Source organism: Pseudoalteromonas sp. SMS1 (genome assembly GCF_021530565.1).
Lineage (GTDB): Bacteria > Pseudomonadota > Gammaproteobacteria > Enterobacterales > Alteromonadaceae > Pseudoalteromonas.
Genome location: NZ_JAKGBI010000002.1, coordinates 35,149 through 55,302, shown reverse-complemented (window position 1 = coordinate 55,302; position 20,154 = coordinate 35,149). Strand labels below are relative to the sequence as shown.

Sequence of the window (20,154 nt, the reverse complement as noted above, 5' to 3'; positions counted from 1 at the left end):
TGTTGTAGGTATAGTGACAACTGTCAGGTAAGGCGATAAGGCGCATAAGTTGAAGAGGCGACAAGAGGGCAAGAAAAAGAACGTACCCAAAAGAGTTATTGGGTACGCAGATAAGGTTATTCGTACGACAGAGGATCTGTGGCCTGGTTCAGCTCGAACGCTTCTAAACGTTCCTGACAAGCACCGCATTTTCCACATGCCTTCTCGCGACCATTGTAACAGGTCCAAGTTTGGCTGTAGTCTAGGCCCATCTTTAAGCCATCAGTAAGAATGTCAATTTTACTGTTATTTAAATATGGGCAAACAATTTCCACTTCGTCATAGTTTGCGATGCGACATACGTCATCCATCTTTTTCACAAACTCTGGCCGACAGTCTGGGTAAATAGCATGGTCACCGGAATGGGCGCCATAAAATACTTTGTTTGCCTTCAGTGACACGGCATAACCTACTGCAAGAGAGAGTAAAATCATGTTGCGGTTTGGCACAATGGTGCTTTTCATGCTCTCTTCTTCGTAGTGTCCCTCTGGCACTTCAATGTCGTCCGTCAAAGAAGAACCAGCCAATAACTGATTGATTGCTGAAATATCAACAATTTTATGTGGCACATTCAAGTCATCGCAGACATTTTTTGCTACTTCTAGCTCTTTAACATGTCGTTGCCCATAATTAAAAGACAGCGCATAGACTTCGTGACCCTGTTTTAGGGCTTTGTTAAGCACAGTGTAAGAATCCATGCCTCCAGAGTAGATAACAACGACTTTTTCGCTCATAAGGGGTACCTCGGATGAATGCCTCAGGTTTTGCCTCGATTTTAATAGAGGTTTGCTTCAGGGCGCGATATACTACACGGCCGCTGAAAAAATGACAATTTTAGCAGGTTATTTTCGCAAAATATATTGAGTAGTCTGGAGCTAGTTTGTACAAAATTAATGAAGTTTTTGAAACCATCCAAGGTGAAGCAAGTTTTACGGGGACGCCGTCAATCTTTGTTCGCTTACAGGGCTGCCCTGTGGGTTGCGCTTGGTGTGATACTAAGCAAACGTGGGACGTAAATCCGACCTACTTGGTAAGCTTGGACAAAACGGTAGAAAAAAAATCTGACTCTGAGTGGTGGGCAAATGCGACTGCCCAAGAGATTGTAGAGCTATTCAATGCGCGTGAATACACTGCTAAGCATATTGTGATCACCGGCGGTGAACCTTGTATGTATGATTTAACGGAACTATGTGAAACGCTCCACAAAGCCGGGTATTCAACACAAGTAGAGACCAGTGGCACCTTTGAAATTCTCGTACCTGAGGAGACTTGGGTGACGGTCTCACCAAAAATCAACATGCGTGGCGGATATGAAGTACTGACGTCTGCTATGCAGCGTGCCGATGAAATTAAGCACCCGGTAGCGATGCAAAAACATATTGATGAATTAGAAGCTTTGTTCGAGCAAACCGGTGTGCGGCCAAAACTGATATACCTACAGCCAATCAGCCAAAAAGCAAAAGCGACTAAACTGGCCATAGACACGTGTGTAAAAAAGAATTGGCGGTTGTCTATTCAGGTACATAAGTATATCGGAATCAATTAAAGGGCGGCATGTTCATGCCCTTTAATGCTAATAACATTCCGTGCTGCCAATTTCAATAATGCGTTCAGTTTCGCCACTGTTATTGAATAAGTAGAGCCCTTTGTTGATATCATTGAGCACTGCACGCCACTTAGGCTTCTTTTTACTCAGTGCAAAAAATAAGTTGTTGTAGCGCAGTGCTGGTTTTACGTCCTCAAGCCCGCGTAGCAGCGTCACTTTTTCAGATTTTGATAATTCAGAGTAGCTTACCGTGAAGCGCAAAACCTTTGGGTCACCAATAATGAGATCAACGCGCTTACCAACCAGTAACTTCACCAGCTGCAAATCATCAACCGCTTCAACAATAATAAATTCGCCATTGTCCATCATGGCGTCAAATTCTGGGGTGTTTTGATATCCTCGGACTACGCCAATGGTGGTGCCTTTCAAATCATTAAGATTGCCCTCAAACTTGTCGGCTTCACCGCGCCTTTTGAGAAAGCCAATTTCACCGCCTGGAAAAGCATTTGATAACGCCAGTAACTCTCGTCGCGTTTTACCCCCAAAATTATCTGAAGGAGACGCATCTTCAATAAAGTACTCGGGAAACAGTAAATCAGCTTTACCCGATTCAGCTGCTTTGACAGCTCTTGCCCAAGGCAAAAATTCAATGTAGACGGGGTAGCCCTGATTGACGAGTAAAGATACCGTAAACTGGAAAACCCATCCTTTATTACAAAGCTGATCACCGATGTAAGGTGGCCAGTCTAAAGTGACCAAATGGAGTTGTTCTTTAGAAGGGTTTTTGCTGAACAAATAACCATTTTTATGTGGTTCTCCCATGATCATCTGATATTGCCCAGCTTTAAAAAAACCAACTTGGAGGCTGGCATGGGAAGGCGATGCAAATAGGGCCATATAACCTAATATAAGATAAACTAGCATTTTCATTTTTATTTATCCTTACACAAATAAGGTACTTAAATCAGCAGCCCGTCTGCTTGATCTTATATTGCGATTGACGCGAGATACTACACGTACGCTTTAATGAGTCATGATTTAACCAAATTTTTGACCAGATACTGGTATGATTTGTTGTTGCACATGCGTCTCACCCTACAATCGCGATATATGAGGCTGAGCGGATATAGTTTAGTCTAGTAAGAAAACCGAAAAAGGCGAGCGAGTTTTTTGCAAATAAAATGAAAAAAGCCAGCAATTTGCTGGCCTTAGAAGAGAATTATTATTGTACCAATTCTTGGTCACTGAACTCATCAGCAAACATTGGGCTGGATAGGTAACGCTCTGTTGCACTCGGTAGGATAACCACGATGTTTTTATCCGCATTTTCTGGCTTTTCAGCGATACGTTTCGCTGCAACAACCGCGGCACCAGATGAAATACCAACGAGGATACCTTCGTCCTTCATTAGTTGATGTGCCATGGCAATTGCATCTTCGTTAGATACTTGCTCGGCACCATCAATTAATTCTAGATCTAAATTACCTGGGATAAAGCCAGCACCAATACCTTGGATCTTGTGTGGACCTGGCTTAGTTTCTTCGCCAGCAAGTGTTTGAGAAATAACAGGTGAATCCGTTGGTTCAACAGCAATTGCTTTGATATCTAGGCCTTTTTCTTGTTTCAAGAAACGGCTTACACCCGTGATTGTACCACCAGTACCAACACCAGCTACGAAATAGTCGATGTTGCCCTCTAGTGCGTCAAAGATTTCTGGGCCTGTTGTTTCAAAGTGAATTTTAGGGTTAGCAGGGTTTTCGAATTGTTGCAGTAACACGTACTTTTCAGGGTCGCTTGCTAAGATTTCGTTTGCTTTTTCAATTGCACCTTTCATACCCTTAGCACCTTCAGTTAGTACTAAGTTAGCACCTAAGGCTTTTAGTAGCTTACGACGCTCTAGGCTCATTGTATTTGGCATAGTCAGTGTCAGTTTGTAACCACGAGATGCAGCAACAAAAGCAAGTGCGATACCGGTATTACCAGAAGTTGGCTCGATAAGCTCTTTGCCTTCTCCTAAAAGACCTTGCTTTTCTGCTTCCCAAATCATCGACGCACCAATACGGCACTTTACACTGAAACTTGGGTTGCGAGATTCAATTTTGGCGTAAACGTTACCACCCGTAACACGGTTTAATTTCACGATTGGCGTTTGACCTATCGCTAGGCTGTTATCTGAAAATACTTTAGACATAGTGTTCCCTTGAATAAGCTTAGGACTATTATTAAGTAATAATGAATATAGTCACACTTTACTGGTCAGAAAACAAAACAAGAAGTAAAGAATGGCTATAAGATATATTAAAAAAGCTTATAGCTAGAATGAATATAAAATAAGCTGTTAATTACTCAGCGTAATTAACAGCGTGTTGTATTTAAAGTAACCAAGCGTAACTAAATTTGGCGAAAAAGGTTTTGTTGTCTGTGGTGATACTTGTCAGGTCATCATCCTGATATCCACTGTCTGAATAACCAACAAAAAGCACTGTTTCTGGGTTTAACTTATAAGAATAGAGCAGCTGTGTGCTCAGCTTTTTGTAAGTACTATCAACATCGTCAATATACTTTTGTTGATTTCTGTCGATGTCCAAATTGATAACCGCCAGCCTGACATAACTATTGATACCAAATTGATAGGTGAAGCGCACATCAGACAGGTTTGCCGTGTAAACGTCTTCTCCTTGATGTTTGAAGCGCTCGTAGGTATGCCGTAATTTTACTTCGAAATGTCGACCAAGATTAAAGTTAAGTGTGGGCTTGACCAAGTACCTTTGTCCCAACCGATTGTTTGCTAGGTCCACTCGATTACCTGTATTTAGGGTTAGCGCTGCAAACACACCTGCTTTGGGCTTCATTTCAAAGTACGCCCATTGGGTATTTTCAGTGAATAAATCGGTATTGCCATCGATGGCCAGTGAAGACTCATCATGCCTTAGACCGGTACGTTTACGATGATCGACACCAATTTCAATGATGCTTTGTAATGGACCTTGTAGCTTGAAACTCGACTGTACTTCTTTTTCAAGTAACTCGCCGTCTTCATTGTGTGTGATGTCCCAATCTGTATACCAATTTGCACGATTCCACCAATGATTGTCTTCTCCATACCAGCGATACTCAAAACCCGTGACAAATTTGTTGAAGTCAACCTGTGATAAGAATCCCATATCTGCCCTAAACGCAGATTCATATGCTCTATAAGATGCAAATGCACGCCAGTGCTTACGGTTATGTTCATAGCTTGCGAGGTATCCCATACCTTGCTTGTCTTCATCATTGAGCACGCGTAAAACGCTTTCGTCTTTGTCGCATTGTTCTAGAGGGTCATCGTCGCACAATTCGTTGATAAAATGTTGGTCATATTCCGTATCCGTCGCGGTTGCCTGCAGCTTTACCGTGTCATGTTTAGTTGGACGATATTTGCTATCTATACTGACTACTTGATTGCGGTAATCTTCGCTTTGTCTCACCGTGCTGGTGGCGCCAATAGACAGGGTGTTATCTACATCATAGCGGTATCTAAACGCTGCGTTTTCACTCTTTTGTTCAAGTGAAACAATACTCGAACCCAAGTTACCGGGTATCAATACATTTGTGATTTCATCATTGGCCACAAATCCGGCAAAAGTATGTCCTTGTTTGCTGCTCGTGAGTTTAACGCCATAGTCTGGTGAGGCCACATTACGGGTATGTACTAGATTCAGATGAGATGAAAAATAATCGTCATTTTCAAGAAAAAAGGCCCGTTTCTCAGGAAAAAATAAACTAAAGCTATTGTTTACACTTAATTGACCGGTGTCTGCTTCGACTTGTGAGAAATCGGGGTTGAGCGTCAAGTTTAAGGTCGTATCTGGGGTGATCGCCCATTTTACGTCAAGGCCTGGTTCATAGTCTGTTTCATCAGTGAAATCCGGTACCGTATCGCCATCAATATCTCGAGATTGTGTGTTAGCGATGGCAAGCGCAGGCGTGACGGTGATATTACTGCTTTGCTTGGCTTTCTCAAACCCACTGAACAGAGGCATTTGGCATATCCAACAACTATTGCTGTGGTCTAGTTGCATATTTGAAATGCGCAAGCGTTCATTTCTGGGTAAAAAGCGCAGAAATTCCATCGCCATGGTTTTGATTTTTTGGCTATCGTCAAAATTTAGGACGCGCAAAGGTATTTCAACCTCTACGGTATAGCCTGCTTTTGAAATCACGCCTTTACTAGACCAAATACCATTCCATGACGCGTTCTCATTTTTGGTGAGTTCATCTTCAATTGAGTCTAATTGTACACCTAATGGGTTGATAAAAAACTGATAGGCGTTTCGACTAGTGTTAAGAGAGTCTATCTTGAGCCCAACAAGATCATCATTCCAAATTTTGTCTCTGTCCCGGTAGTGAGCTCTAATTTGTTCTGGGTTTGGGTCTTTGGCAATAAATGCGACAAATAGCGAATTGCCATTTTCATAGACTAGGGCTTTGGTTGTTACTGGGCTGGCGATGTTATCGTGAGGCCAAGTGACGTTGTCAATTTGGATTGTCTTTGCTTTTTGCCATACTGCCTCTTGTACATGGCCATCAATCACTGCGGCTTCTGGTACAAAGGGGATATCTATGGTTGCTTTTTCTGCGAATACACTCATTGACAACACAAGCGCACAGATGTAGCTAGTACTTCTTAACATGATGAAAAACTAATACTCAGTCGAACGAGGTGTTAATTTAATAATAATAGTATAAGTGCGACAATTCTTTCTCGTTAGATTGCGTTAATTTCAGGTGAAATGAGGTAAACCATATGCAGATAAAGTATCGTATTTGTATACCTTAGAGGTAAAAACATGATAAAAAGGGCCTCAAACTAATATGAATCGGGCAAAACATGTCTCTAATAATAAAACTTATCGCCGGGATATTAGGTGGTATTTTGGCGGGTTTGTATCTGCCTCTGGGTATAACTGAATTACTTTACACCGCAAAAGTAATTATTGGTCAATTAATTAGCTTTACTATTCCGTTAATTATTTTGTTCTTTATCGCTTCTGGTATTGCTGGATTACCTAAGACATCAGGGCATTTACTGGGTAAAACTGTGGGCTTTGCATATGGCTCAACGGTGATTGCAGGGACATTGGCCGTTTTGTTAGTTTTGGTTGCGACGGGCTTTTTCGAAGGTAGCGTTGCCTATGAAGCAGCAGAGGGTGCGCAACTCAAAGGCTATATCCAGCTAGAGATCCCACCAATTATGGGTGTCATGACGGCGCTTGCTGCGGCGTTTATTTTTGGTATTGGCATCAGCCAGTTAAATTTAGTGCAGTTAAAAGATGTTGTCGATCAAGGCCGCGATGTCATTGATGCATTGTTGGCTAAGGTGATTATCCCTGCATTACCGTTTTATATTGCGGGTGTGTTTGCGGAAATGGCCGTAGCTGGCACGGTTGTTGATACATTAAGCACCTTTGGTGTGGTGTTAATTGCTGCTGTGGCGATGCACTGGTTGTGGTTAACAACACTGTTTGTTGTGACTGGTATAATGTTGAAACGTAGCCCAATTGAGTTGGTCAAAAATATGCTGCCTGCTTATTTTACAGCGATAGGTACGATGTCGAGCGCAGCGACGATTCCTGTCTCATTAAGGGCCAGTAAATCGAACGGTGTATCTGAAGAAGTCGCGAATTTCTCAGTTCCTTTATGTGCTACAATTCATCTATCTGGTTCCACAATCACAATTGTGACCTGTGCAATGGCTGTAATGTTTTTGTCACCGACCATGGCTGTACCATCATTGATTGACATGCTGCCATTTATATTCATGTTGGGCGTAGTCATGATTGCAGCACCGGGTGCACCGGGTGGTGCAGTGATGTCTGCACTGGGTTTACTGACATCCATGTTAGGGTTTGACGAGAGTGCTATCGCGTTAATGATTGCGTTGTATCTTGCTCAGGACAGCTTTGGCACTGCATGTAATGTAACGGGTGACGGTGTTATCGCATTATGGGTGAACCGCTTTTCCGAAAAGGGATAGATGTTTAACGACGAATTAATAGTAAATTCGTATATTTATAAAATGGAATGATGTAATTGATTATGCTTTGCGGAATTATGTGTTAATCTCGCAAAGCGAATCGCAAAGATTTTAATTACCAAGGGCTAGCGTGAGGATGTTCCATTGATTAACGTACTTTTAGTTGATGATCATGAACTTGTGAGGACTGGGATCAAACGCATCTTAGATGATGTGCGTGGTTTCAAGGTGGTCGGAGAGGCTAAAACTGGGGAAGAGGCGGTTACTTTTTGCCGTCAGAATGAACCTGACATCGTATTAATGGACATGAACATGCCGGGGATCGGCGGGTTAGAAGCAACGAAAAAGATTTGTCGCTACTGTCCAGATGTAAAAGTGATTGTTTTAACTGTGCACTGTGAAGATCCTTTCCCAAGCAAAGTAATGCAGATTGGTGCGCATGGGTATCTGACTAAAAGTGCAGGTCCCGATGAGATGATCAATGCCATTCGTTCAGTTAATTCGGGTCAGCGTTATATCGCACCTGAAATTGCCCAACAAATCGCGTTAGCACAATTTAGCGGTAAGATAGATGAGAACCCTTTCCAGTCTCTGTCTGATAGAGAGCTGCAAATAATGTTGATGATCACCAAGGGTGAAAAAGCACAAGATATCGCTGAGCGGTTAAATTTGAGCTCTAAAACAGTAAACAGCTATCGTTACAGAATGTTTGAAAAACTGCATGTCAGTGGTGATGTTGAACTGACTCATTTGGCAATTCGTCATAAAATGATCGACATAGATAGTTCTCGTTAACCATTTAATGGCTGTATTTGATCATAAATCGTTTTTAAAGACGCTGACAACTGAGCCTGGTGTATATCGAATGTACGATAGTGAGCATCAGGTTATTTACGTTGGTAAAGCTAAAAACCTTAAAAAGCGTGTTAGCAGCTACTTTCGTAGCAATATTTCAGACAGCAAAACGCAGGTTTTGGTCAGTAATATTGCCAACATAGAAGTCACGTTAACAAACACCGAAACCGAAGCGCTCCTGTTAGAAAACAATCTTATTAAAAAGTATCAGCCCAGATACAACATCTTACTGCGCGACGACAAATCATATCCGTATATTTTATTGACCGATCATCGTCATCCTCGGTTGGCATTCCACAGAGGATCGCGCAAGCAGAAAGGCGAGTACTTTGGTCCATTTCCAAGCAGTGGCGCTGTATCTGAAAGTTTGCGGCTTATGCAAAAAATCTTCCCTGTTCGCCAATGTGAAGATGCTTATTATCGTGCCAGAAGTCGTCCCTGTTTGCAGTATCAGCTTAAACGTTGCTCAGCGCCTTGTGTAGAGAAAGTGAGCGACGATGAGTACAAAAATCAAGTTGATCTCGTCAGGCAGTTTCTCAGTGGTAAGTCTCATTTGGTTATCGAGGCCTTGGTCACAAAGATGGAGCAGGCAAGCTTATCGTTAAACTTTGAAGAAGCGGCAAAGTATCGAGATCAAATTGCGTTACTTAGGCAAATGCAAGAACAGCAGTCTGTGGCGGGTAACTTTGCTGAAATGGACGTGATTGGGTTTGTACAACACAATGGGTTATGTGCAATCCATATGCTGATGATCCGAGATCATAAAATATTGGGTAGCAAAACTTATTTTCCGAAGGTACCCAAAGATTCCAATGATGATGAAATCCTGACGTCTTTTATTGGCCAATATTATATCTCTAACGGGTCGAATGCTCGTATCGCCAATGACATTGTATTGCCGTTTGATGTTGAGGAACGCACCGAGCTGGCGAATGGTTTGACTCAGCTAGCGAAAAGGAAAGTACAGCTAAGGGTTAATGTTCGTGCAGAGCGGGCACAATATTTGTCATTGGCCAATAAAAATGCACACAATAGCATTATGGTTAAGCAAAGTGCGCAAGATGCAATTAGCAAGCGATATTCTTTGTTGAAAGAAGCCGTAGGACTGAGCGACATCAATCGTATGGAGTGTTTTGATATCAGTCATACAATGGGTGAAAATACTGTCGCATCATGTGTTGTTTTTGATGGACAAGGCCCCAATACAAAAGAGTATCGTCGGTATAATGTCACTGGGATTACGCCCGGCGATGATTACGCAGCAATGGACTTTGCCTTGAATAAACGTTACGCCAAAATTACTGATGAGCAAAAGGTGCCTGATATTGTCTTTATTGACGGTGGTAAAGGTCAGCTTGCTAGGGCGGAAGCATTCTTTGAAGGGTGGCATTTGGACAAGCTACCCATGTTGATCGGTGTCGCAAAAGGGACGAGCCGTAAGCCAGGTTTAGAAACTTTGTTATTTGACGGTGGGCGTAAAACCATTAATCTACAAAGCGATTCACCTGCTTTGCATCTCATACAGCATATTCGAGATGAGTCGCATCGATTTGCTATCGCTGGGCATCGCAACAAGCGACAGAAACAAAGAACGCAATCAGTATTAGAGGAGATTGCAGGGGTAGGCAGTAAACGGCGCCAAGCCTTACTCAAATATTTAGGGGGATTGCAGGGAGTAAAATCAGCAAATCTACAACAAATAGGGCAAGTGCCTGGGATCAGCCCTGAGTTGGCTGAAAAGATATTTAATCATTTGCATGACAAAGCTTAATGCTTCGTGCGAACATATAAAAAAAGAATTCTTTAAGTAGTTATGTGGAATATTCCAAACACGCTTACAACATTTAGGTTGTTTCTCATCCCCGTATTTGCCGTGGTGTTTTATTTGCCATACTCATGGGCCTTTTTTGCTGCCGCCTTTATTTTTTGGTTGGCGTCTATCACCGATATACTCGACGGATACTTGGCTCGAAAATTAAATCAATCTACGCCGTTTGGTGCGTTTTTAGATCCTGTTGCTGACAAAGTCATGGTCAGTGTTGCGCTGGTACTTATTGCTGCACATTATCAAAATGTGCTTGTTACTTTGGCTGCTGTTATTATTATTAGTCGCGAAATCGTCATCTCAGCTTTGAGAGAGTGGATGGCTGGAATTGGAAAACGTGCCAGTGTGGCGGTATCGAATTTGGGCAAATTCAAAACAGCAGCACAAATGCTGGCAATTATTGGCCTGATTTGGCAATTTGCACCTTGGATGATTATGCTAAGTTATGCGTTATTAGCGATAGCGACCTTACTTACCATTGTGTCTATGCTGCAATATTTGTTTGCTGCCAGAGGTGAGTTGCTTAAATCTTAACTGATCTTGAGCAATTACAGTACGCTTTAGATAAAAAATAAGCAAACAGTTAAAAACATTCATTTTTTATATTGACGCATCCAAGAAGTTCTGTAGAATGCGTCCGTGTTGAGAGACAACAGTCATCAAAACGAAATGTTGTTAAGGCCAGTTTAAAGGTTTTAATTGCAATGCGAGTATAGCTCAGCTGGTAGAGCGCGACCTTGCCAAGGTCGAGGTCACGAGTTCGAACCTCGTTACTCGCTCCAACTCTTTTGAAGAGTATGGCGGAATGGCAGAGTGGCCATGCAGCGGATTGCAAATCCGTCTACCTCGGTTCGACTCCGGGTTCCGCCTCCATTTTCTCAACAACATCCACATGCGAAAGCAACCCGATGCCCGGGTGGTGGAATTGGTAGACACAAGGGATTTAAAATCCCTCGCTGGTAACAGCGTGCCGGTTCAAGTCCGGCCCCGGGCACCATTTATTGTGCGAGTATAGCTCAGCTGGTAGAGCGCGACCTTGCCAAGGTCGAGGTCACGAGTTCGAACCTCGTTACTCGCTCCAACTTTACTTTAAGGTTGGCTTTTGCGACCCGATGCCCGGGTGGTGGAATTGGTAGACACAAGGGATTTAAAATCCCTCGCTGGTAACAGCGTGCCGGTTCAAGTCCGGCCCCGGGCACCACTTGTTTACAAGTGAAAATGCGAGTATAGCTCAGCTGGTAGAGCGCGACCTTGCCAAGGTCGAGGTCACGAGTTCGAACCTCGTTACTCGCTCCAACTCTTTTCTAAGAGTATGGCGGAATGGCAGAGTGGCCATGCAGCGGATTGCAAATCCGTCTACCTCGGTTCGACTCCGGGTTCCGCCTCCATTTACTTCCACAGTATCTATTTTATAGACATCCGATGCCCGGGTGGTGGAATTGGTAGACACAAGGGATTTAAAATCCCTCGCTGGTAACAGCGTGCCGGTTCAAGTCCGGCCCCGGGCACCATCTGCTTCATAATTAAGCACAGATTATTACTTATTCAATAACTCAACTGGCTTGTTCATTAGTTTTTCTGCGGTATTCTAATTTTCAAATATCTGATGCATTTTTCCGCCAAGATAACATGTGAGCTTTGACGCTTAATCATCATGTATGGTTTTATCGTCGACGCGTGTATCATGCTGAAACCTTGAGTTTCCCCCTTTATCAAAAGCCCGCGAATAACGCTAAATAAGCATGCTGATGGACACATTCTTAGACGCAATGGTGTGGCAACATATCTTTTATGCAGCCTGTGGGTTTGCATTTTGGGGGGCTTAGTGTCAACCGCAGTGTTATGGTAAGCAGCAGCGTATGAGGCTGTAAAGGAGATCAGAAACTCAGTAACACCTTTTGATCTAACAGTGCTGTGCGGCATTACGCGGCTTTCTCTTTATTGGTAACTCAAAATAGGGGGCAAACCAAATATTGTGGCTGGGTGCTGTATCTATGTGTATGTCGCGGTTAGGATCGATACGTATTTGGAAGCGTGGGCGCGTGAGTTACATCGTACGTTATCAGAAGCGGTTATACCGCTTGTCGGCAGGAGAGAGTCACTTATCAGAAATGACAAGTGACACATCGTTGTGGGCGGCAGTGCCCACAATGAATAAGGTGCTCACAGCAAATGGGCACTATGGCTGTTCTTCGCCTGCTAAGGAGAAAAATTCTAACATTAACTTAAAATGCCCATTGCCAAAGTACTCACTAGATACAATTTTACCTTGCCCGCTGACGCAGTCCCCTTCAAATGAGTGCACGAGTTCGCCTTCCATCACCACTTGACGGCGATTCTTAGCCCAATAAATACGAATGCCTTGCTTCGTGCCTCTAAATGTATCGAAGTAGTCATTAAACTCCCGCTCTTTACCTTTAAGTGGGTTGAGTTCAAAGTCGACATACTTGCTGAGATCTTGGCCATAAGAGCTAAATACGGCGAGTTGAAATGTGTCATTGATAATGGTGTCAAAGTCCCACCATGGTTTATCGACACTCACTTGATCTGCACTGGCAGCAAGTAACTGTACTTCGAAGCTGCGCTCATGATCGGCTACTTGAGTAGTTTTATTCTGACTGTATATGTGTTCAATAATTGCCATTTCTTGCGGCGTGAGTGCACTGTTATCCTCGTACTCAAACTCGGTAATTGATTTTGCAATGAGGTGATCTTCTAGCGACTCTAATACCTTGTCTGTGATCTTAACCTTATTCATACTGATATCGTCTCATTTAATGTATTGCTGTGAGTGAGAAAGTAAACGTCGAAATCTGTTTGTGGATTGCCACCTAACTCTAGGCTTAGTCCCGACTCTTCAACGCGTTTTGCCAACTTTGTTACAAATCTAGAAATATATGTAATTGCCGCATTCCCTTTAAATCCATGTCGCTCTCCGAGCTGCTTTTGCGTCAGCGCATTTTGCCTAAAAGATAAGGAAAAAAAGTCATAGAATAGCGCTTGCTTTTGTTTGTCTTCTTCTTGCGCAATTGTTTCTAACAATAAATTTATAAATAATCGTGCATTTTTATCCATTTTGGTTACTTGGTCAGGCGTTGGTTGGCTGCTCGGCATCAACTCAAAAATGTTACTCGCCTTGTCATCGCCTTGACTGGTTTCATATAAATGAATGATTTGCACTGACCGGCCTTCATCAGGTGCTTTTGCCTGTTCGGAAGCCGATTTTTTTCTATACGTTACATTGCTACCCATATCCAAATAAACGCTTTCAAAAGCGCGGTATGTATACGCTTTCAAAACGTGATTAAAATCGCTTTGGGCATTGAGCTTCTGCGCATCCGGTTGCGACTCTTTATTCAGTTCGACTTCTTGCTTAGTTGCTTTAATCACTTTCAATAAAGTCTCTTGAATAAGTGCTTCGGTATCGATTCGATGGTCCGTAATTGCCTTTTTTCTAAGTAAAAACTTAATAAATCTATACGCTTCTTGTACGGCTTGTTTGTTATCAAACCACATCAATACCCCCTTTGTCGTTGCTGTTGTATCCTTATGGCCGCCTATTGTATGACGTACTCTAATAGGAGTCACTTCATAACTAATTGCGGTATAACAACTTTTGATAAAGTTTCAGCACAATGTTTTACGTCTTCCAACTAATGCTATCAAAGTTTGTTGCTTTTTTAGTTACACTTCAATAATTCAATATAATGTTCAAACTTGTTTTTTGCTTTTTGCCATTTAATACTCGTATTTGACTTTAGATACGCTTCTGAAAATGTTTTTCCTTGCTTGAAGTAATTGCACGCGGCTTCTATCTCATCTAGCTCAGAGGCTACATAACCAAGGTTGAATAACTTCTTACGATAACTCAATTGGTACCCATGATTACTCGGGCGTATTTGCGTTAAAGCAAAAGCAAGCTGCCGAGCATGCTCTAAGTGCGATTGTGCGCCGTTTTTATCGCCTAGGTCATACAAATGAGAGGCAACTTTAGAATGTACTCCTTGCAATAGGCTCTTGAAGTCCAAATTGTCAGTATCTTGGGCAGCCAGCTGGGTGGCCGCTTGTAATGCTTTTTCATAGTACACAGTGCTTTGTTCTGGTTGGTCAGACTCCTCAAAGTAACCCGCGTAAGCTGTGTACAGTTCAATACTATGGCCTTGCCAATCTGTGTTTTGCGCGTTCAATTGGCGCAATTTTCTTGTGATATCAAGGCCAACTAAAAAGTGTTCTTGTGCTTCGACGAGGTAACCCTGTGCTAATTTACTTTTTCCTAATCGACTAGCCAAAAGAAGTTGAGCAACTTGAACGTATACATTATCAGGGTCTTTAATGGCATACTTACGCGCCAGCTCGTCAGCTTGATGATAGTAGTTCATTGCTTGCGCTCGACTTGTACTGTACTCAGCCAAATTGATATAGGTACGAAGTAAGTTGTACTGTGACACTAAATGATTGGGGTCTTGGCTCAGCTGCTTTTCAAGAATGGTTTTGGCCTGAAGCAATAGGTCACTCGATTTTTGTTGCGATGCAGAAGCCTTAGCCAACTCTCTAAATACATTGATCCTTAATATATTATAGGCTTGCTCTAACTGCTGCGAAGGCACTAAACTATTCAATATTTGCAGTGACTGATTGAGTTGCGTTTGTGCAAATTGCACTTCACCTGCATCTAACGCGATAGATGCGATTTGTGAAGTAGCTTTGGCTTTGGTGAGTGTGAGCGATTCGTCCTCTGGTAAATATTCAATTTGCTTTAAAGCACGTTGAAAGTATGATTTAGCTTCCTCTGTTCTACCTTGTTTAAGTAGCAAGGCACCTAGTTCGTATTTAAATGCGATAACCAGTCGCTGCTCTTTTGCGCCTTTTTCACTCACGGAGGCTAACCTGCTCTCAAGGGCGCTGACGGTGCTAATGACCTCATCTATGTGAGTTGAATCATCTTGACGAAGAATCTTTATTTTTATTAGCAAAAGTCTGAGTTTATCAACTTCATCCAGTCCAATATTATCGACACTATCCACCAATTTTGAGAGATGGGTATTGAGGTATTTGCGCTGAAAAGTAGGTAAGTATTGCGCAAGAATAGGCTCGATAGAATCTATATTAAGTAAAACATTATTTTTTAAATGCGTTAACGCTTGCGCTGTTTTAGTTTGTTCTTGCTCAATTTGTTGTTTTTGGAAATAGGCAAAGGTTGCGGTGCTAAGCGCACAGACAAACAATATACTGGTTGTAAACAAACGACGTTTTTGCGCTTTGTTTTGTAGCTCAAGCGAGGATTGATATTGGCTTTGTGACGAAATAATGTAGTTTTTAACGGCCTCAACAGCGACTGTTCCGGGCTGGCTAAGGTATTTCGTGCCATCGGATAGCTCATGTTTTGTGAGCGTGAATTGACATTGTTCTTCTGGTCGATGGGTGAAGTTTTTCCACTGCTTATATTTGGCTTCTACACCATGAAACCATTGTAAGTACTCTTTTCGAGCGGTAAGCCAAATGTAAAAACGTGGCCAAATTTGTTGGTCGAGAGATAAGTTATCAGCAATCGTTATCAAACAATCATGGGTGAGTTTGACATAAGGTGGCAACTTTTGTGCCTGATGACGAATGATGAGCTGCTTTTCAATTAGGGCATTGACTAGCTCAAGTAGCTCTGGGTTTTGCTTCTCTAGGGCGATAAAATCCACATGCCTGGCGTAGCACGTGCCATTAATATTCACACCCACAAATAACTCAAAAAATTGTTCCGTTAAGGGTTCAAACTGTCCAAGAATATGCTCAGCTTGTTTGTAAACTACTCCGGTCAGTTTATTGAGGTGGTTGTATTGGGCAAAGGTAAGCATTTTGGGCTGCTCACTGGTGATGGCCAATGCATGCATTTGTGCGAGCAAGTATTCAACCGCTGGCAGGGCGTGAGATAGCTTGAGTGCTTCCGTTTGAATTGCTTGAGCGAGTCCATCTTCCAATACAATCCCAAGCGCAAGTGCTTGGTTATTAATGATTTTCAGCCAGTCTTGAGCTGATAAGCTATGAGGAACATAAAAGTCTCTGCCTACCATATCTGTTTGGTGCAGGTATTCACTTCGAATACTGGTGACAATTTTGATGGGCGTGTGCTCTCCCAGTAAAGCTAAACTTTGCAGCAAACGGTTGTTGGGATCAATTTCGTAGATTTCTTCAAACTGGTCGATAAACCACACATATGTGGCATTATGAGCGCTTAAGTGCAGTGATAGTTCATCAAGATAAGTTTTGTTGAGTCGCAATAATTCTTCGATAAACTTAGCAGGGTCTACCGCCATGGTTTGCAGCACACTTGAAAATCCCGCGTCATCAGAATGGATAAAGTGGGCGAGTAACGATTGGCTATCTGAGAATTGTTTTGGTAAGCCTATTTGCCATTTTAAGTTATCTTGTTGCTTGATTAGTTCGGGTAAAAGGCCCGCTTTCACTAAACTTGATTTACCACTACCGGAAACACCGTGCACCTTTATCAGCGCAGGGTTTTCCTTAAATAAGCTTAGGAGCTTGGCTGTAAGCGCTTCACGACCAAAGAAATAGTACGCGTCATGTGGGTCAAAACTGCAAAGTCCCTTGAATGTTAATGTGCCATTGTGTTGTTCGCCGTCAAAGTCTTCGCCCAGAATCTCAAAAAGTGCCTGATTTATGTGGTCGATAGGGCATAGCTTGCCACCTCTATCTGCAACTTGGTCGACCAGTTTTGCTTCAATGTCACTGTGGTTGGCTGTGGGGTAGAAAATAGTAAAGGGACCAGCGTGTCGCGTTTCCATCGCATAGAGAGCACCTTTTATCTTACTATTTATGTGGCCAATACTATGCACATTGCCGCTGGGAGAGACTTCCCCTGTTGCAAATAGCGTTTCGTTCAGTTGAACATGCTTGTTAAGGTGGCTGCGATAAGCTAAAGCACATCCCAGTGCATAGCCTAGGCCAATGCTAGTACTATCTTGTTGCAGGTTGATGGTTTCTTGGTTGCTTGACGTGAGCTTGAGTTCGATAAAAAACTGTTGCTGTTGTCTATCAAGAGGGTTTAGGGACATAAAAGCAGCTTCTGCTGCCATCGTAAAATAATTGTTTTGTTCCTTAAATTTATATCCCAGCGCGAGTACTAAATCGTTAGCGAACTTAACCTTCACCTTTTGTTGATCTTTAGGTTTTATAAATCTGAACTCAGGGCTATAGGTATAACGTTTATCAGACAAAAGGATGTGTATCATTTTTTGCTCTTATTATTTAGTACTGCGCTTGTTGTGCGCAACTGATTTGTGACTAATTCGTGTAGAGTCATCGCACCATCGTGTTTTCTACAGCTCACTTCTTATTACAACCTCGATTCAATGCAAAAAATAACATTTGCGATGAAAAAATTAAATTTAGCAAATCGTACAAATAGTTATGAATATTATTCAAGTTTGTGGGATTTTCTCGGTTGTCTTTAAGCATCTTTTTAGTAAAGTGCATGATAAAGCTTAGATTTTAAATTTCCTACTATGAAATATTTTATAAAGCTACCTTTTTTTGCTCTTTTTTACGCTGAATGAGTTTGTTTTGTTATTTTTTAATCAATTTTTCGTTTGTTAGTATAGGGAACTTGTTTTTTACGGCAGAATTTCGGTTATGAAATAAAGAACAGCAACAAAAGAGCGAAAAAGGAGTTGGTCAAGTTGGGCTGTTTAGTTAAATAATGTTAAAAATCCCGCCTGTCTCTGTCACGATATTTGCAATTATATAGTAAGGTGTCTAAAGCAGGATGGGTTAGGTATAGATTGTACTTAAAGTAGCACTAAGCGACATGAGAACGCGACATTAAAAAGCTGTGTGGCGTTATAGAAAAGGTGCGATTGAGACAGACACATTGAAACGGATTGTTTTGCCGGTAAGAACAATTGCAGCGTTGAAAGATAAAAAAATATAACAAGTTCAAAATAATAAATAAAAGTAGCAACATCGCTTTGTTAGGAGGTGGTATGGTCTGTTCGAAGAAAAGTTTTTTAATCGCTGGTGTTTCAGCAGGACTGAGTCTGATGGCATCTGTACATGCGCAAGGTGCCAGTGGCGATTATTTGGTTGAGTATGCCCAGGGTCAAATTTCATCCAATGTACTTAGCTCTTTAAAAGTGATTGGGCGTAATGGCGATAACTTTATCGCACAAGGCTACTTATCTGCTCAGCAGGTAAGTGGGTTAGAACAAATTGCAGGGGTCGTACTTGAACCTGATTATGGTTTGTCGCTAAGTAATAACTCTCTCGATTACCTTCGTAATCACACACACAGTCTGGAAGCACTCAATACGAGTGAACTTGAACCCTATTGGTTGCGTGCAACTGGCATAAACGACTTACCTGTCGCACTCAATGAAATTCCAGTATGTATTATCGACTCAGGTGTAGACAGCGCACACCCTGACTTACCAAGTGACATAAATGGATATCACAGTGTTTATTCAGGCTTTTGGAATCAGGATGCGTTGAGTCATGGCACGCATATGGCGGGGATTATTGCAGCACAAGGTAATGGCATCGGCGTAAAAGGTGCACTTAGTGAAGGGGTTGCAAAATTACAGGTACATAAACTGATCAGAACTGCACATGGTAAAAACTCATCGATAACGGGTGGCAGTTTAATTGAAGCAATTGAAGTGTGTGCTAACTCAGGTGCGAAAGTCATCAATATGTCGTTGAGCGGAGATCAATACTCTCCGATGACGATGTCTGTTATTGATAGGCTAACTTATGATAGAGGTGTAATATTTGTTGCAGCCGCTGGAAACCATGGTTCTCAAATAAAGAAGTTGAGTGGTTTGCATAATGATGCATTACATTACCCTGCGTCTTATCACAACGTACTTTCTATTGGTGCACTCGATACGAATGGTATTGCAGCATCTTTTTCACCCGCGAATCAGGAAATTGACTTAGTCGCGCCTGGTAGTAAGATTATTTCTACTGCTAACCGTAGTTACTATGCGATACAAAAAGTGACGTTACAGCAAGGCGCATTAGCAGAAGCGCCATTGAGCTACACTCAAGTAGACGTTGGCATACACAGCCACGCCATGCAAACCGCGCTACCTCAGCAATGTGTCTACACATTGTCGACAGCAGATGCGCAGCTGCAAAGAGCCAATCGCACATTATCGTACGATACTCGGGTGGCTCTGAATCATGCCGAAAATAGCTGTAAATCAGCGGGTGGTAAGGTAATGGTCGTCAATTATCCCCACAGTACAGTAGGTTATGTGGGTGGGCTAGATCATTACACTGAGTTTCCAACCTTATTGGTTCATCAATGGCCCGGTGTCAGCGACTTTTCAAATGTCACATTAAAGCTAGACAGTTACCACAGTAATTATGTGGTAGGTGCTGGCACATCCCAAGCGACTGCGATCATCTCTGGTGGCATTGCGCGACTTTGGTCTCAAAACCCTCAGTGGAGTCGCACGCAAATTATTAATGCCATTAAAGAGACGAGTTACGATTTAGGCACGTCAGGACAAGACAATGTGTATGGATACGGCCTGCCTAATTTTGCCAAAGCGCTTGAATATTTGCATGCAGGCAGAGCCCCGGCGTGTCCTCAGGAGTGGTATCAAAACAAACCATATTCAGGTGGAGAGCGGGTTACGTTTAATGGCATCATATACACTGCGCATTATTGGAATAAAAATATGAGCCCAACGAATTCACCTGCTATGTGGCAAGTAGAGGGGGAGTGCGATACGAGCAACTCATCTCATTCTACGCCAACAGATGGTGGTTACAGTATTTTGGATTTCTCTGGTTTAGAGGAAGAAGAGGTTAGTTATAGCTGTAGAGGATTGAGCTTAATGTGTAGCGGTGGAAGGTAAC

The 20,154-nt window shown here is 42.4% G+C and carries 13 protein-coding genes and 8 tRNA genes; 14 read left to right on the top strand and 7 right to left on the bottom strand.

The window, feature by feature from the left end:
- Window positions 1-116 precede the first annotated feature (116 nt).
- The gene (gene queC, locus L1286_RS01995; protein WP_235405257.1) at window positions 117-773 is read right to left on the bottom strand and encodes a 7-cyano-7-deazaguanine synthase QueC; all 657 of its coding nucleotides are present in this window, start codon (window positions 771-773) and stop codon (window positions 117-119) included.
- Between the two features lie 146 nt (window positions 774-919).
- Here queC and queE point away from each other — a divergent pair, with 146 nt between their 5' ends.
- A complete protein-coding gene (gene queE, locus L1286_RS01990) occupies window positions 920-1,585 on the top strand; it encodes a 7-carboxy-7-deazaguanine synthase QueE (protein WP_235405256.1) in 666 nt (221 codons plus the stop codon).
- A gap of 27 nt (window positions 1,586-1,612) precedes the next feature.
- Here queE and L1286_RS01985 read toward each other — a convergent pair whose 3' ends face one another.
- The 3 genes from L1286_RS01985 to L1286_RS01975 all read right to left on the bottom strand — a co-directional run bounded on the left by L1286_RS01985 (window position 1,613) and on the right by L1286_RS01975 (window position 6,258).
- A complete protein-coding gene (locus L1286_RS01985; protein ID WP_235405255.1) occupies window positions 1,613-2,515 on the bottom strand; it encodes a substrate-binding periplasmic protein in 903 nt (300 codons plus the stop codon).
- A gap of 292 nt (window positions 2,516-2,807) precedes the next feature.
- Entirely contained in the window at window positions 2,808-3,776 is a 969-nt protein-coding gene (gene cysK, locus L1286_RS01980) for a cysteine synthase A (RefSeq protein WP_235405254.1), read from the bottom strand.
- 181 nt (window positions 3,777-3,957) lie between these two features.
- The gene (locus tag L1286_RS01975) at window positions 3,958-6,258 is read right to left on the bottom strand and encodes a carbohydrate binding family 9 domain-containing protein (protein ID WP_235405253.1); all 2,301 of its coding nucleotides are present in this window, start codon (window positions 6,256-6,258) and stop codon (window positions 3,958-3,960) included.
- 197 nt (window positions 6,259-6,455) lie between these two features.
- On the opposite strand from L1286_RS01975, the gene L1286_RS01970 reads away from it, so the two are divergent.
- The 12 genes from L1286_RS01970 (at window position 6,456) to L1286_RS01915 (ending at window position 11,792) form a co-directional block, all read left to right on the top strand.
- Window positions 6,456-7,601 (top strand): dicarboxylate/amino acid:cation symporter, encoded by a 1,146-nt coding sequence (locus L1286_RS01970; RefSeq protein ID WP_235405252.1) that lies wholly within the window; start codon window positions 6,456-6,458, stop codon window positions 7,599-7,601.
- Window positions 7,602-7,745: 144 nt separating this feature from the next.
- A complete protein-coding gene (gene uvrY, locus L1286_RS01965) occupies window positions 7,746-8,396 on the top strand; it encodes a UvrY/SirA/GacA family response regulator transcription factor (protein WP_235405251.1) in 651 nt (216 codons plus the stop codon).
- 7 nt (window positions 8,397-8,403) lie between these two features.
- Window positions 8,404-10,227, top strand: a complete 1,824-nt coding sequence (gene uvrC, locus L1286_RS01960) for an excinuclease ABC subunit UvrC (protein ID WP_235405250.1) — start codon at window positions 8,404-8,406, stop codon at window positions 10,225-10,227.
- Between the two features lie 42 nt (window positions 10,228-10,269).
- Window positions 10,270-10,815 carry a CDP-diacylglycerol--glycerol-3-phosphate 3-phosphatidyltransferase gene (gene pgsA, locus L1286_RS01955; RefSeq protein ID WP_235405249.1) on the top strand — a complete coding sequence of 182 codons (546 nt, stop codon included), beginning with the start codon at window positions 10,270-10,272 and terminating at the stop codon, window positions 10,813-10,815.
- 172 nt (window positions 10,816-10,987) lie between these two features.
- Window positions 10,988-11,063: transfer RNA gene (locus L1286_RS01950), tRNA-Gly, on the top strand.
- Between the two features lie 17 nt (window positions 11,064-11,080).
- Window positions 11,081-11,154: transfer RNA gene (locus tag L1286_RS01945), tRNA-Cys, on the top strand.
- Between the two features lie 37 nt (window positions 11,155-11,191).
- Window positions 11,192-11,278, top strand: a tRNA-Leu gene (locus tag L1286_RS01940).
- An 8-nt stretch (window positions 11,279-11,286) separates the two neighbouring features.
- Window positions 11,287-11,362: transfer RNA gene (locus tag L1286_RS01935), tRNA-Gly, on the top strand.
- Window positions 11,363-11,395: 33 nt separating this feature from the next.
- Window positions 11,396-11,482, top strand: a tRNA-Leu gene (locus tag L1286_RS01930).
- 19 nt (window positions 11,483-11,501) lie between these two features.
- A tRNA-Gly gene (locus tag L1286_RS01925) sits at window positions 11,502-11,577 on the top strand.
- 18 nt (window positions 11,578-11,595) lie between these two features.
- Window positions 11,596-11,669, top strand: a tRNA-Cys gene (locus tag L1286_RS01920).
- A 36-nt stretch (window positions 11,670-11,705) separates the two neighbouring features.
- Window positions 11,706-11,792, top strand: a tRNA-Leu gene (locus tag L1286_RS01915).
- Between the two features lie 668 nt (window positions 11,793-12,460).
- Here the strand turns inward: L1286_RS01915 and L1286_RS01910 are convergent.
- The 3 genes from L1286_RS01910 to L1286_RS01900 all read right to left on the bottom strand — a co-directional run bounded on the left by L1286_RS01910 (window position 12,461) and on the right by L1286_RS01900 (window position 17,522).
- Window positions 12,461-13,039, bottom strand: coding sequence for a hypothetical protein (locus tag L1286_RS01910; protein ID WP_235405248.1), 579 nt, complete (start codon window positions 13,037-13,039; stop codon window positions 12,461-12,463).
- Complete coding sequence (locus L1286_RS01905) at window positions 13,036-13,797, bottom strand: hypothetical protein (RefSeq protein WP_235405247.1); 762 nt, start codon at window positions 13,795-13,797, stop codon at window positions 13,036-13,038. The genes L1286_RS01910 and L1286_RS01905 overlap by 4 nt, the downstream gene beginning before the upstream one ends.
- A 164-nt stretch (window positions 13,798-13,961) precedes the next feature.
- Window positions 13,962-17,522: a tetratricopeptide repeat protein gene (locus L1286_RS01900; RefSeq protein ID WP_235405246.1), complete on the bottom strand. Its 3,561-nt coding sequence runs from the start codon at window positions 17,520-17,522 to the stop codon at window positions 13,962-13,964.
- Between the two features lie 750 nt (window positions 17,523-18,272).
- Here L1286_RS01900 and L1286_RS01895 point away from each other — a divergent pair.
- Window positions 18,273-20,153 carry a S8 family peptidase gene (locus L1286_RS01895; protein WP_235405245.1) on the top strand — a complete coding sequence of 627 codons (1,881 nt, stop codon included), beginning with the start codon at window positions 18,273-18,275 and terminating at the stop codon, window positions 20,151-20,153.
- Window position 20,154: the final 1 nt, after the last annotated feature.

Coding starts and splice junctions, on each gene's coding strand:
- L1286_RS01975 (WP_235405253.1), bottom strand. CDS start 6,258: ATGTTAAGAAGTACTAGCTACATCTGTGCGCTTGTGTTGTCAATGAGT.
- L1286_RS01910 (WP_235405248.1), bottom strand. CDS start 13,039: ATGAATAAGGTTAAGATCACAGACAAGGTATTAGAGTCGCTAGAAGAT.
- queC (WP_235405257.1), bottom strand. CDS start 773: ATGAGCGAAAAAGTCGTTGTTATCTACTCTGGAGGCATGGATTCTTAC.
- L1286_RS01905 (WP_235405247.1), bottom strand. CDS start 13,797: ATGTGGTTTGATAACAAACAAGCCGTACAAGAAGCGTATAGATTTATT.
- uvrC (WP_235405250.1), top strand. CDS start 8,404: ATGGCTGTATTTGATCATAAATCGTTTTTAAAGACGCTGACAACTGAG.
- L1286_RS01985 (WP_235405255.1), bottom strand. CDS start 2,515: ATGAAAATGCTAGTTTATCTTATATTAGGTTATATGGCCCTATTTGCA.
- L1286_RS01970 (WP_235405252.1), top strand. CDS start 6,456: ATGTCTCTAATAATAAAACTTATCGCCGGGATATTAGGTGGTATTTTG.
- pgsA (WP_235405249.1), top strand. CDS start 10,270: ATGTGGAATATTCCAAACACGCTTACAACATTTAGGTTGTTTCTCATC.
- cysK (WP_235405254.1), bottom strand. CDS start 3,776: ATGTCTAAAGTATTTTCAGATAACAGCCTAGCGATAGGTCAAACGCCA.
- L1286_RS01895 (WP_235405245.1), top strand. CDS start 18,273: ATGGTCTGTTCGAAGAAAAGTTTTTTAATCGCTGGTGTTTCAGCAGGA.
- L1286_RS01900 (WP_235405246.1), bottom strand. CDS start 17,522: ATGATACACATCCTTTTGTCTGATAAACGTTATACCTATAGCCCTGAG.